The organism is Streptomyces sp. NPDC033221 (genome assembly GCF_055577005.1).
The window spans coordinates 44,760-57,440 of record NZ_JBVIQN010000044.1 but is presented as its reverse complement, the minus strand read 5'-3'; the positions used below and the strand labels follow the sequence as shown (position 1 = coordinate 57,440).

The following is a 12,681-nucleotide window of genomic DNA, read 5'->3' as shown; positions in this document are numbered from 1 at the left end:
CGGTTCCAACCTTACCAGATCCGTTCGGCGTTTCCGCTTTCCGTTTCCGGCTCCCTGCTGGAGCGGGGCGGCCGTCCGGCTTTCGCTTTCCGGCCTTTCCGACTCTATCAGATCCGATCCGCAGTCCGTTTCCGGGCTGAATTCGTTTCCGATGTTTGTCGGAGGGGTTTGCCTTTCGGCTGATCCGACTTTATCAGATTGCTCTGGGCCGGAATTCCGCCGCTTCGCGGTCAGCCTCGGAACGCTCAGGCGTACCGGGTTCCCGTTCAGGCGGAGACGTAAACGTACTGGAGCGGGGCGCCCGGATGCAAATCCGGTTGCCCCGCTCCCCGTACCTGTGCAGGCGTGCCCCGAGGGATCAGACCTCGACGACGACCGGGAGGATCATCGGGCGCCGGCGGAAGTTGTCGGAGACCCACTTGCCGATGGCCCGGCGGACCAGCTGCTGGAGCTGGTGCGGCTCCGCGACGCCGTCCTGGGCGGCCTTGGCGAGGATCTCGTCGACCTTCGGCATCACGGCGGCGAAGTCCGCGTCGTCGATGCCCGAGCCACGGGCCTGGATGTGCGGGCCGCCGACGATCTTGCCCGTGCTGGAGTCCACGACCAGGAACACCGAGATGATGCCCTCGTCACCGAGGATGCGGCGGTCCTTGAGGGACGACTCGGTGACATCGCCGACCGAGAGGCCGTCGACGTACACATACCCAGCCTGGACCTTGCCGACGATCTTGGCGACGCCCTTGACCAGGTCGACGACCACGCCGTCCTCGGCGATGACGATCCGGTCCTTGGGGACGCCGGTCAGCGCGCCCAGTTCGGCGTTGGCGCGCAGGTGGCGCCATTCGCCGTGCACCGGCATCAGGTTCTTCGGCTTGCAGATGTTGTAGAAGTACAGCAGCTCGCCGGCCGACGCGTGGCCCGAGACGTGCACCTTGGCGTTGCCCTTGTGGACGACGTTGGCGCCCCAGCGGGTCAGGCCGTTGATGACGCGGTAGACCGCGTTCTCGTTGCCGGGGATCAGCGACGACGCGAGGATCACCGTGTCGCCCGGGACGATGCGGATCTGGTGGTCCCGGTTGGCCATCCGGGACAGGGCCGCCATCGGCTCGCCCTGGGACCCCGTGCAGACCAGCACGACCTCGTCGTCCGGCAGGTCGTCGAGGGTCTTGACGTCGACGACCAGCCCGGCCGGGACCTTCAGGTAGCCCAGCTCGCGGGCGATGCCCATGTTGCGGACCATCGAGCGGCCGACGAAGGCGACCCGCCGGCCGTACTCGTGCGCCGCGTCCAGGATCTGCTGGATGCGGTGCACGTGGCTGGCGAAGCTGGCCACGATGATGCGCTTCTGGGCGCTCGCGAAGACCGTGCGCAGCACGTTGGAGATGTCGCGCTCGGGCGGGACGAAGCCCGGGACCTCGGCGTTCGTGGAGTCGGACAGCAGGAGGTCGATGCCCTCCTCGCCCAGCCTCGCGAACTTCGGGAGGTCGGTCAGGCGGCGGTCCAGCGGGAGCTGGTCCATCTTGAAGTCGCCGGTGTGCACGACCATGCCTGCGGGGGTGCGGATGGCGACCGCGAGGGCGTCCGGGATGGAGTGGTTGACGGCGACGAACTCGCAGTCGAAGGGGCCGATGCCCTCCGTGTCACCTTCCTTGACCTCCAGCGTGTACGGCCGGATGCGGTGCTCCTGGAGCTTCGCCTCGATGAGGGCGAGGGTCAGCTTGGAGCCGATCAGCGGAATGTCCGGCTTCTCGCGCAGGAGGTAGGGGACACCGCCGATGTGGTCCTCGTGGCCGTGCGTGAGCACGATGCCGTCGATGTCGTCGAGGCGGTCCCTGATGGACGAGAAGTCCGGGAGGATCAGGTCGATTCCGGGCTGCTCCTCCTCCGGGAAAAGCACTCCGCAGTCGACGATCAGCAACCGGCCGCCGTATTCGAAGACCGTCATGTTGCGGCCGATCTCACCCAGGCCGCCGAGGGGGGTGACGCGCAGGCCGCCCTTGGGGAGCTTCGGCGGCGCGCCGAGCTCAGGATGCGGATGACTCAAAAGACTCTCCTCACCACACGCGCCACGTCGCCCTGGGGCACACGTGGCGCGCATGACATTCGTGCACTTGCGGTTTGGCGGTTGTTTTCCGTGTTCAGTTGTGAAGTCTGTGGTTACAGCTGTACCCCGCCGGCGGCGAGATCGCGCTTGAGCTGTTCGGTCTCCTCGGCGGACAGTTCCACCAGCGGCAGGCGCAGCGGCCCGGCGGGCAGGCCCTGGAGGCCGAGCGCGGCCTTGGTCGTGATGACACCCTGGGTGCGGAACATGCCGGTGAAGACGGGCAGCAGCTTCTGGTGGATCTCGGTGGCCTTGGTGACGTCGCCGTGCAGGTGGGCGTCGAGCAGGGCGCGCAGCTCCGGCGTCACGACGTGGCCGACGACCGAGACGAAGCCGACGGCGCCGACGGACAGCAGCGGGAGGTTGAGCATGTCGTCGCCGCTGTACCACGCGAGGTTGGAGCGGGCGATGGCCCAGCTGGCGCGGCCGAGGTCGCCCTTGGCGTCCTTGTTGGCGACGATGCGCGGGTGCTCGACAAGGCGCACCATGGTCTCGGTGTTGATCGGGACACCGCTGCGGCCGGGGATGTCGTAGAGCATGACCGGCAGGTCGGTGGCGTCCGCGATGGCGGTGAAGTGCCGGAAGAGACCTTCCTGCGGGGGCTTGCTGTAGTACGGCGTGACGGCGAGCAGGCCGTGCGCGCCGGCGTCGCGCGCGGCGCGGGCCAGCTGCAGACTGTGATCGGTGTCGTTGGTGCCGGCTCCGGCGACGACGAAGGCCCGGTCTCCGACCGCATCCACCACGGCCCGTACCAGCTGGGCTTTCTCCGCATCGCTGGTGGTCGGGGACTCACCGGTGGTGCCGTTGACGATGAGACCGTCGTTGCCGGAGTCCACGAGGTGCGCGGCGAGCTGCTGCGCGCCGTCGAGATCGAGAGCGCCATCCGCCGTGAACGGCGTGACCATGGCGGTCAGCACCCGCCCGAAGGGGGTCTGCGGTGTGGAAGTCGGAGCCATGGGCACCACGCTACTCGTAGCTCACCTCGGGTCGCGCCCCTGGGGAGCCGGGATGTGGACTCCGGCACTGCTTGCTCGGGGGTTCAAGCAGTGCCGGGTCCGTTTCTTCAGCGTAGATGAACTTCCCAAAATGCCGCAATACGGACACTGGGCACGTCTGTGCGGTCCGCTACGGCTCCGGCGGGCGGCGGCCGGTCCGCACACCGGTCCGGCGCGCCGCCGCCGGGCGCGGGGCCTTACGGGGCGATACGGCCGTTGGCGTTGAACGCGGCGTAGGTCAGCGGCATCAGCCGGGCCCAGTGGGCCTCCATCTGCTCGCCGACCATCTCGATCTCGCGCTGCGGGAAGGACGGCACCGCCGCCAGCTCGTGCTGCGTACGCAGGCCGAGGAAGTGCATCAGCGAACGGGCGTTGCAGGTCGCGTACATGGACGAGAACAGACCGACCGGCAGGACCGCGCGGGCGACCTCGCGGGCGACGCCGGCGGCCAGCATCTCCTGGTACGCCTCGTACGCCCGGCGGTAGGAGTCCTCCATGACCTTGCCGGTGAGCGCGTGCTGCTCGGGGGTGCCCTCGACGAACTCGTACTTGCCGGGGCGGCCCTGCTGGACCAGCTTGCGGGACTCGGAGGGGACGTAGAAGGTCGGCTCCAGCTGGCGGTAGCGGCCGGACTCCTCGTTGTACGACCAGCCGACGCGGTGCCGCATGAACTCACGGAAGACGAAGATCGGCGCGCTGATGAAGAAGGTCATCGAGTTGTGCTCGAAGGGGCTGCCGTGCCGGTCCCGCATCAGGTAGTTGATCAGGCCCTTGGAGCGCTCCGGGTCCTTCTGCAGCTCCTCCAGCGACTGCTCGCCCGCGGTGGAGACACGGGCCGCCCACAGCACGTCACTGTCCGCGGCGCTGTGCTTGACCAGCTCGACCGTCACCTCGCTCCGGAAGCTGGGGGCTGTGCCTTCGGAGCTTTCGATGCTCTCGGCGGGGGTAGGGGACACCGACGGTTCCTTCCGTTCATTCCTCGTGGCGCGCCCCAGCCTACGGCCCGCCACCGACAGTCCGGGGAATGCGACGGGATACCGCGTACCGTACAAAAACGGACTCTGTTGCGCCCGGCTCGTCCTGTGGTTGATTTTTTTCACAGAACTTGCAGAAAACGGGCACCAAACGGACGCGACAGTCGTCTAACCCTGTGACAGTGCCCACTTCGAGGTTCCAAGGAGAGCCCGCTCATGTTCCGCCGGCGAGAGCCAGTGCCGTTCGCCTTTGTCGCCGAGGCAGACCGGTTCCGCAGCAATGTCGCGCCCCCGCCCCGAGAACGCGTCAGTCGTGCCCAGCTCGCGGGCCGGTCGCTGATCGGCCTGATGGTCGTCGGCGGTCTCGCCGGGGCCCTGGCGCTCGGCGTCCCGGCGCTCCAGCAGGAGACCGGTGGCGTCGGCACGCACCAGTCCGAGGCGTCGCACGGCCGCTGATCCGGCCGGGCGGCCCACGTGCGTTCGCCGCGCGTGCCGCCCGGCACGGAGTGGTTCCGGCACGTAAGTCTCGATAACCTCACCGGTCACAGCCTTCGTCTGCGTGCCTGGAGTGAGGACCCGCCGTGCCCTTGACCATCCTGACGGCCGACCGCGACCTCGACGACCAGGCCGCCGAAGCCGGCCCGCTGCCCCACGCGGGGCGCGACCACTGGCGCCGTCCCTACCGTCCGGGTCCCGGACGGGTGGGGGCGGCGGCCGTCCTTCTGCTGCTGGCCTCGTTCGTGCTGCTGTCCACGGTGATCATCGTCGCCGCGGGCGCGCTGCCCGCCGCCGCCATCTGCACCGGCATGGCCGTCCTGATCATCGCGCTCGCGCTGCGCTTCCTGCGGGTGGGGGTGTGGGTGAGCGCCCACGGTCTGCGACAGGTGGAGCTGCTGCGCACGACGACGCTGCGCTGGAGCGAGGTCGCCGCCGTCCGTACCGTCCAGCGGCCGGTGCGCTGGCTGGGCCTGCCGCGCACGGTGCAGGGCCAGGCGCTGGTCGTCGACCGCCGGGGCGGCGCCTCGCTGCGGACACTCGTCACGGACCACAACGGGGACTTCCTGGCCCGCCCCGAGGCGTTCGAGCTGGCCGCTGACGTGCTGGAGGCGTGGGCGGCGGAGTACCACCGGTAGCGGACGCCGAACGGGGCCGGCTCCTGGATCGGAACCGGCCCCGGTGGACGCTCGTGCCCGTACGGTTCGAACCCGTACGGGCTTTCTCGTTTCAGGCCCGTACGGGCTTGCCCTCATGCAGGGCGATGGCCCGCTGCATCGCCTTACGGGCCCGCGGGGTGTCCCGCGCGTCGTGGTAGGCGACCGCCAGCCGGAACCAGGTGCGCCAGTCCTCCGGCGCCCGCTCGGTCTCGGCGCGCCGCCGGTCGAAGACCTCGTCGGCGGAGTCCCGGTCGATGCGGCCGCCCGGGGTGCGCTTCAGCTCGTCGACCGGCAGCCCGCCCTCGGCCTCCAGCTCGCGCGCGAGGCGGCCGGCCTTGCGGGCGAACTGGGTGGTGTGCCAGAGGAACCACAGTCCGATGAACGGCAGGATCAGGACGGCGACGCCGAACGCGACGGTCAGCACGGTGCCCTGCTCGATGAGCAGGACGCCGCGGCTGCCGACGAGGACGAAGTAGACGACCAGGATCGCCGCGAGGACGCAGTAGGTGATCTTTGCTCGCACGGTCGGTTCTGCCCGTCAGTCCAGGTCGAGGAAGTTCTCCAGGCCCATGGTCAGGCCGGGAGTGGTCACCACGCGGCGCGCGCCGAGCAGGATGCCCGGCATGAAGCTGCTGTGGTGGAGCGAGTCGTGGCGGATGGTGAGGGTCTCCCCCACTCCGCCGAGCAGCACCTCCTGGTGGGCCAGGAGGCCCCGCAGCCGTACGGAGTGGACGGGGATGCCGTCCACGTCCGCGCCGCGGGCGCCGTCCAGCGCGCTGCTCGTGGCGTCCGGCTGCGGCGGGCAGTCCGCCGCGGCGCGGGCCTCGGCGATCAGCTTGGCCGTGCGGGCCGCGGTGCCCGAGGGGGCGTCCGCCTTGTTCGGGTGGTGCAGCTCGATGACCTCGGCCGATTCGAAGAACCGGGCCGCCTGCTGCGCGAACCGCATGGTCAGTACCGCGCCGATGGAGAAGTTCGGGGCGATGAGCACGCCCGTGCGGGGCGACGCGTCCAGCCAGGTGCGCAGCTGCCCGAGGCGCTCCTCGGTCCAGCCGGTGGTGCCGACGACGCCGTGGATGCCGTTGCCGACGCAGAACTCCAGGTTCTCCATGACCGCGTCGGGGTGGGTCAGCTCGACCGCGACCTGGGCACCGGCCTCGGTCAGCGCCGCCAGCTTGTCGCCCCGGCCGAGGGCCGCGACCAGTTCCATGTCCTCGGCGGCCTCGACGGCCCGTACGGCCTCGGAGCCGATGCGGCCCTTGGCGCCCAGTACGGCCACGCGCAGCTTGCTCATCGTTTCCCGCTCTCTCTTTTCCTGTACCCGTGGGTACGCCGGTACGGACGGTCAGGCGACCGCGTCGTGCAGCCGGGCCGCCTGCCGGTCCTTCAGCGGGCCGATGACGGACAGCGACGGACGCTGTCCCAGTACATCGCGGGCGAGTTCCCGTACCTCGTCCGGGGTGACCGCCGCTATCCGGGCCAGCATGTCGTCGACCGACATCTGGGCGCCCCAGCACAGCTCGCTCTTGCCGATGCGGTTCATCAGCGCGCCGGTGTCCTCCAGGCCGAGCACCGTCGAACCGCGCAGCTGCCCGATCGCGCGGCGGATCTCGTCGTCGGTGAGGCCTTCGGCCGCGACCTGGTCGAGCTGGTCGCGGCAGATCTTCAGGACGTCGTCGACCTGGTTCGGGCGGCAGCCCGCGTACACGCCGAACAGGCCGCAGTCGGCGTATCCGGAGGTGTACGAGTACACGCTGTAGGCCAGGCCGCGCTTCTCCCGTACCTCCTGGAAGAGACGGGAGCTCATGCCGCCGCCGAGGGCGGTGTTCAGGACGCCCATGGCCCAGCGGCGGTCGTCGGTCCGGGCCAGGCCCGGGACGCCGAGGATCACGTGGGCCTGCTCGGACCTGCGGTTGAGCACCTCCACGCGGCCCGCCGTGCGGAGGGTGCGGGAGCCGTCGCGCGGGGCCACCGGGGTGGCGTCCGTACGGCCGAGGGCACCGGCCTTCTCGAAGGCGGCGCGGACCATGCGGACGACCTTGGCGTGGTCGACGTTGCCGGCGGCGGCGACGACCAGGCGGGTCGGGTCGTAGTGCTTCTTGTAGAAGCGGCGGATGCGCTCGGGGGTGAGGTCGTTGACCGTGTCGACGGAGCCCAGGACCGGGCGGCCGAGGGGCGTGTCACCGAGCATGGTGTGCGCGAACAGATCGTGCACGCAGTCGCCCGGGTCGTCCTCGGTCATCGCGATCTCTTCGAGGATCACGCCGCGCTCGGCGTCGACGTCGGCGGACTCGATGAGCGAGCCGGTCAGCATGTCGCAGACCACGTCGATGGCGAGCGGCAGGTCGGTGTCCAGCACCCGCGCGTAATAGCAGGTGTACTCCTTCGCCGTGAACGCGTTCATCTCGCCGCCGACCTCGTCGATGGCGGCGGAGATGTCGAGCGCGCTGCGCTTCCTGGTGCCCTTGAAGAGCAGGTGTTCCAGGTAGTGGGTGGCGCCGTTCAGCGAGGGGGTCTCGTCGCGGGAGCCGACGTTGGCCCAGATGCCGAAGGTGACGGAGCGGACGGAGGGCAGGGTCTCGGTGACGACGCGCAGGCCGCCGGGCAGGACCGTCTTGCGGACCGTGCCGGCGCCGCCCGTCCCCTTGAGAAGCGTTTGGGTACGGGCGACGGCCCGCCCCTCCGAAGAGGTGCGGGCCGTCGTCCGTGAGCTACGGGACGTCACTTGGCGGCGTCGTCCTTCGCCTCGTCGTCTTCGCCCTCGATGACCGGGGCCAGCGACAGCTTGCCGCGCTGGTCGATCTCGGCGATCTCCACCTGGACCTTGGAGCCCACGGCGAGCACGTCCTCGACGTTCTCGACGCGCTTGCCGCCGGCCAGCTTGCGGATCTGCGAGATGTGCAGCAGACCGTCCTTGCCCGGGAGCAGGGAGACGAACGCACCGAAGGTGGTGGTCTTGACGACCGTACCCAGGTAGCGCTCGCCGACCTCCGGCATGGTCGGGTTGGCGATGCCGTTGATCGTGGCGCGGGCGGCCTCGGCGGCCGGGCCGTCGGCGGCACCGATGTAGATGGTGCCGTCGTCCTCGATCGTGATGTCGGCGCCGGTGTCCTCCTGGATCTGGTTGATCATCTTGCCCTTGGGGCCGATAACCTCACCGATCTTGTCCACCGGGATCTTGACGGTGATGATGCGCGGCGCGTTCGGGGACATCTCGTCCGGAACGTCGATCGCCTCGTTCATCACGTCGAGGATGTGCAGACGGGCGTCGCGGGCCTGCTTGAGGGCCGCGGCCAGCACGGACGCCGGGATGCCGTCCAGCTTGGTGTCCAGCTGCAGGGCGGTGACGAACTGCTTCGTACCGGCGACCTTGAAGTCCATGTCGCCGAACGCGTCCTCCGCACCGAGGATGTCGGTGAGGGCGACGTAGTGCGTCTTGCCGTCGATCTCCTGGGAGATCAGGCCCATGGCGATACCGGCGACCGGGGCCTTGAGCGGCACACCGGCGTTCAGCAGCGACATCGTCGAGGCGCAGACCGAGCCCATCGAGGTGGAGCCGTTGGAGCCCAGCGCCTCGGAGACCTGGCGGATGGCGTACGGGAACTCCTCGCGTGTCGGCAGCACCGGCACGATGGCGCGCTCGGCGAGCGCGCCGTGGCCGATCTCGCGGCGCTTGGGCGAGCCCACGCGGCCGGTCTCACCGACCGAGTACGGCGGGAAGTTGTAGTTGTGCATGTAGCGCTTGCGGGTCACCGGGGAGAGGGTGTCCAGCTGCTGCTCCATGCGGAGCATGTTCAGGGTGGTGACGCCCAGGATCTGGGTCTCGCCACGCTCGAACAGCGCCGAGCCGTGCACCCGCGGGATCGCCTCGACCTCGGCGGCGAGCGTACGGATGTCCGTCACGCCACGGCCGTCGATGCGGACCTTGTCCTTGATGACGCGCTCACGCACGAGGGACTTGGTCAGCGCGCGGTAGGCGGCGGAGATCTCCTTCTCGCGGCCCTCGAACTGCGGCAGCAGCTTTTCGGCGGCCACGGCCTTGACGCGGTCCAGCTCGGCCTCGCGGTCCTGCTTGCCCGCGATGGTCAGCGCCTGGGACAGCTCGCCCTTGACGGCGGCGGTCAGCGCCTCCAGGACGTCGTCCTGGAAGTCGAGGAAGACCGGGAACTCGCCGACCGGCTTCGCGGCCTTGGCGGCCAGGTCCGACTGGGCCTTGCACAGCGCCTTGATGAAGGGCTTGGCGGCCTCCAGACCGGCGGCGACGACCTCCTCGGTGGGGGCCTCGGCGCCGTCCTTGACCAGCTGGATGGTCTTCTCGGTGGCCTCGGCCTCGACCATCATGATCGCGACGTCGCCGTCCGGGAGGACCCGGCCGGCCACGACCATGTCGAAGACCGCGTTCTCCAGCTCGGTGTGGGTCGGGAAGGCGACCCACTGGCCGTTGATCAGCGCGACACGGGTGCCGCCGATCGGGCCGGAGAAGGGCAGGCCGGCCAGCTGCGTGGAGCAGGAGGCGGCGTTGATGGCGACCACGTCGTAGAGGTGGTCGGGGTTGAGGGCCATGATCGTCTCGACGATCTGGATCTCGTTGCGCAGGCCCTTCTTGAAGGAGGGGCGCAGCGGCCGGTCGATCAGGCGGCAGGTGAGGACCGCGTCCTCGGAGGGCCGGCCCTCACGGCGGAAGAAGGAGCCGGGGATCTTGCCGGCCGCGTACATGCGCTCTTCGACGTCCACCGTCAGGGGGAAGAAGTCGAGCTGGTCCTTGGGCGTCTTGGACGCGCTGGTGGCCGACAGCACCATGGTGTCGTCGTCCAGGTACGCGACGGCGGAGCCGGCGGCCTGCTTGGCCAGGCGGCCCGTCTCGAAGCGGATGGTGCGGGTGCCGAAGGAGCCGTTGTCGATGACGGCTTCGGCGTAGTGGGTCTCGTTCTCCACCAGGGATATCTCCTCGTCTGCGTCCACCGCCCGTGTGGCGGTGGACCTTCGTCGGTGGAGCGCCGGGGTTGCGGGCCGGTCTTCGATCGAAGCACCCGGATACGGGGTCGCGCGGTTCGTCCGCGCGCCTTCCGGGGGCCACTACCGAGGACCGGCGGCTGAAAGGCGCTCCACCTCTTCGCTATGGCGTTATGGGACCAGACTACAAAGCTCCGGTCCACCAGGCAGTGGACCGAACGTCCGGTGCGTACGGCAAAGGGAGCGGCCCCCGGGTGTGGGAACCGCTCCCTTCACGTCGTCCTACTTGGCGCCCGCCGCACCGCGGCGGATGCCCAGGCGCTCGACCAGCGCGCGGAAGCGCGTGATGTCCTTCTTCGCCAGGTACTGCAGCAGGCGGCGACGCTGGCCGACCAGGAGCAGCAGACCACGGCGCGAGTGGTGGTCGTGCTTGTGGACCTTGAGGTGCTCGGTCAGGTCCGAGATGCGGCGGGACAGCATCGCGACCTGGACCTCGGGGGAGCCGGTGTCGCCCTCCTTGGTGGCGAACTCGGCCATGATCTGCTTCTTCGTGGCGGCGTCGAGCGACACGCGTACTCCTCTAGGGATCCATCGGGCCCGCGAGCGCCCCTGGATTTGCTTCACAGGGGATCTTGGATGACTCAGCGAAGGCCGTCACCCAGAGTACCAGCTGAAAACAGCCCCCCGACCGGGTGGTCGGAGGGCCGTGCGGACGGGTGACCCCCTGTTGTGGGCGGGTCACCCGTACGAGGAGCTTTTCGCGGCCCCTACGAGGAGCCGGTCAGGCCGCGTACGGTGCCGTACACGTCCAGTACCGCCAGGCACAGCGGCACCAGCGACAGCAGGACGACGCCGTCGAAGATGTCGAAGACGCGGCCCCAGAAGGGGGTGACGCCCTTGCGCGGGACGATCAGACCCACTCCGACCAGGAGCGCGGCGCCGGCCGCGATGCTGCTGGAGAACCAGACCGTACGGATGTTGAGCGGGCCGGAGTCACCGAAGCGCGCGAGGTCGGTGAGGATGTCGATCGGCGGGTGCAGCGCGACGCCCAGGATGAGCAGCACGATCGTCAGGATGCCGGCGATCGTCAGGCAGGCGACCTGCGCGGTGTAGTCGAAGAGCCGGGCCCGCAGCATGACGGTGATGCCCGCGGCCAGCGCCAGCAGCTGCGCCCAGCTGTTGTCGGAGAAGCCGAGGACGACGCCGGCGGCGCCGACGACCAGCGCGGAGCAGCCCGCGACCAGGCCGAGCAGCAGCTCGTGGCCGCGCTTGGCCTGGTTGCCGATCTTGACGAAGTCGACCGACTCGGTCGTCGCGGCCTGCTCGCCGTCGTTGTGCGGTCCGGCGGCGATCTGATCGGGCGACTTGTAGCCGATGGGCAGCCTGGCGAAGCGCGAGGACAGGCCGGGCAGCCAGGCGACGACGGCAATGGCGACGATGGCGGTGACCGCGGCGACCTCGCGCGGCTCGGCCTCGGTGAGGATGGAGGCGAACACCGCGAGGGTGCCGATGCTGGCCAGGAAGGCCGCGGCCACGAAGGGCGCGTCGCCGCGCGGCAGCAGCACCACCAGGAGCACCGACGCGATCAGTACGGTCACGCAGCCGACCAGGAACTGGAGACGCCCCGGACCCTCGCCGGCGGCGGTCGGCATGATCCCGGAGCCGGCGAGCAGCAGGTGCGGCAGTGCGGCCAGGCCCAGCGCGATGGACGAGGCATGGTCGTCGTAGACCCGGGCCCGTACGCCGGACAGGGCGACCAGGACGATGCCGGTGACGCCCGCGATGATGCCGGGCAGCCGGTGCATGTCGCGGTCGACCGGGTTCGAGAACCACAGGGCGAACGCCATCATGACGAGCAGCAGCACGCCGGCGGTGAGGCCGACGATGTTCATGAGGTCGTCGCTCCACCGGTTGCGGTTGCGCTTGACCGCGGAGGCGACGGCGTCCGAGACGTCGTCGAAGACCGGCAGCGGGAGCGACTCGGCGAACGGCCGCAGCAGGAGCAGGTCGCCGTCGAGGATGCGCTGCTGGGCGAGGGACTGCCCGGCGTCCAGGACGGTGCCGTCCCGGCGTACCAGGTGGTATCCGGTGGGGGCGCCCTCCGCCTGGGACTGGCCGGAGAGTCGCAGGATCTCCGGATAAATATCGACGAGTGCGACATCCTCCGGCAGTGCCACGTCGATCCGTGCGTCCGGCGCGGCGACTGTGACCCGGCAGAAGCCGGTGCCTGTAGTCGTGCTCACCTGGCGGTTCCCCCTATCCGTTGGGCAGTTTGTCGCGTGCGTGCCTTATATATAGGGGCGCCGCCACCGTGCCTTATATAAGGGACGTCGTTACGGGGCCTTGGGCGCGCTCGCGAGGCGTCAGCGTACCCCCCAATTAGGCCGCCGCCCCACCCGCCCCGGCACTTGACTGTTAACAGTAGGATCAACGCCTGCGTCGGGCCATGGACTTGGTCCGGGGGACCGTCGAACCAACGGGGGCGGTCCGAGACTGCGAGATGCATG

12 protein-coding genes are annotated in these 12,681 nt (G+C 69.6%); 3 read left to right on the top strand and 9 right to left on the bottom strand.

From position 1 onward, the window contains the following. Nucleotides 1-183: hypothetical protein (locus ACZ53K_RS37620; protein ID WP_468846110.1), on the top strand; the 183-nt coding region annotated here is incomplete at its 5' end. Between the two features lie 175 nt (nt 184-358). Here ACZ53K_RS37620 and ACZ53K_RS37615 read toward each other — a convergent pair. The 3 genes from ACZ53K_RS37615 to thyX form a co-directional block, all read right to left on the bottom strand. Next, nucleotides 359-2,044, bottom strand: coding sequence for a ribonuclease J (locus ACZ53K_RS37615; RefSeq protein WP_468846108.1), 1,686 nt, complete (start codon nt 2,042-2,044; stop codon nt 359-361). A gap of 113 nt (nt 2,045-2,157) precedes the next feature. Continuing rightward, nucleotides 2,158-3,057: a 4-hydroxy-tetrahydrodipicolinate synthase gene (dapA, locus tag ACZ53K_RS37610; RefSeq protein WP_468846105.1), complete on the bottom strand. Its 900-nt coding sequence runs from the start codon at nt 3,055-3,057 to the stop codon at nt 2,158-2,160. A gap of 236 nt (nt 3,058-3,293) precedes the next feature. Next, nucleotides 3,294-4,052 (bottom strand): FAD-dependent thymidylate synthase, encoded by a 759-nt coding sequence (gene thyX / locus ACZ53K_RS37605; protein ID WP_468846102.1) that lies wholly within the window; start codon nt 4,050-4,052, stop codon nt 3,294-3,296. Nucleotides 4,053-4,286: 234 nt separating this feature from the next. On the opposite strand from thyX, the gene ACZ53K_RS37600 reads away from it, so the two are divergent. Further along, entirely contained in the window at nt 4,287-4,526 is a 240-nt protein-coding gene (locus tag ACZ53K_RS37600) for a hypothetical protein (protein ID WP_468846099.1), read from the top strand. A gap of 125 nt (nt 4,527-4,651) precedes the next feature. After that, the gene (locus tag ACZ53K_RS37595) at nt 4,652-5,203 is read left to right on the top strand and encodes a hypothetical protein (RefSeq protein ID WP_468846096.1); all 552 of its coding nucleotides are present in this window, start codon (nt 4,652-4,654) and stop codon (nt 5,201-5,203) included. Between the two features lie 91 nt (nt 5,204-5,294). On the opposite strand, the gene ACZ53K_RS37590 is transcribed toward ACZ53K_RS37595, so the two are convergent. The 6 genes from ACZ53K_RS37590 to eccD form a co-directional block, all read right to left on the bottom strand. Then, the gene (locus ACZ53K_RS37590; protein WP_468846093.1) at nt 5,295-5,747 is read right to left on the bottom strand and encodes a hypothetical protein; all 453 of its coding nucleotides are present in this window, start codon (nt 5,745-5,747) and stop codon (nt 5,295-5,297) included. Between the two features lie 15 nt (nt 5,748-5,762). After that, nucleotides 5,763-6,515 carry a 4-hydroxy-tetrahydrodipicolinate reductase gene (gene dapB, locus ACZ53K_RS37585; protein ID WP_468846090.1) on the bottom strand — a complete coding sequence of 251 codons (753 nt, stop codon included), beginning with the start codon at nt 6,513-6,515 and terminating at the stop codon, nt 5,763-5,765. A gap of 51 nt (nt 6,516-6,566) precedes the next feature. After that, a complete protein-coding gene (locus ACZ53K_RS37580; protein WP_468846088.1) occupies nt 6,567-7,946 on the bottom strand; it encodes a M16 family metallopeptidase in 1,380 nt (459 codons plus the stop codon). After that, nucleotides 7,943-10,156 carry a polyribonucleotide nucleotidyltransferase gene (locus ACZ53K_RS37575; protein WP_468846116.1) on the bottom strand — a complete coding sequence of 738 codons (2,214 nt, stop codon included), beginning with the start codon at nt 10,154-10,156 and terminating at the stop codon, nt 7,943-7,945. The genes ACZ53K_RS37580 and ACZ53K_RS37575 overlap by 4 nt, the downstream gene beginning before the upstream one ends. A gap of 300 nt (nt 10,157-10,456) precedes the next feature. After that, complete coding sequence (gene rpsO / locus ACZ53K_RS37570; protein ID WP_003982664.1) at nt 10,457-10,744, bottom strand: 30S ribosomal protein S15; 288 nt, start codon at nt 10,742-10,744, stop codon at nt 10,457-10,459. A gap of 197 nt (nt 10,745-10,941) precedes the next feature. After that, complete coding sequence (eccD, locus tag ACZ53K_RS37565; RefSeq protein ID WP_468846085.1) at nt 10,942-12,417, bottom strand: type VII secretion integral membrane protein EccD; 1,476 nt, start codon at nt 12,415-12,417, stop codon at nt 10,942-10,944. Nucleotides 12,418-12,681 lie beyond the last annotated feature (264 nt).

What these genes read in the sequence shown, in the direction of transcription:
- dapA (WP_468846105.1), bottom strand. Translation starts at nt 3,057, where the DNA reads ATGGCTCCGACTTCCACACCGCAGACCCCCTTCGGGCGGGTGCTGACC.
- ACZ53K_RS37600 (WP_468846099.1), top strand. Translation starts at nt 4,287, where the DNA reads ATGTTCCGCCGGCGAGAGCCAGTGCCGTTCGCCTTTGTCGCCGAGGCA.
- dapB (WP_468846090.1), bottom strand. Translation starts at nt 6,515, where the DNA reads ATGAGCAAGCTGCGCGTGGCCGTACTGGGCGCCAAGGGCCGCATCGGC.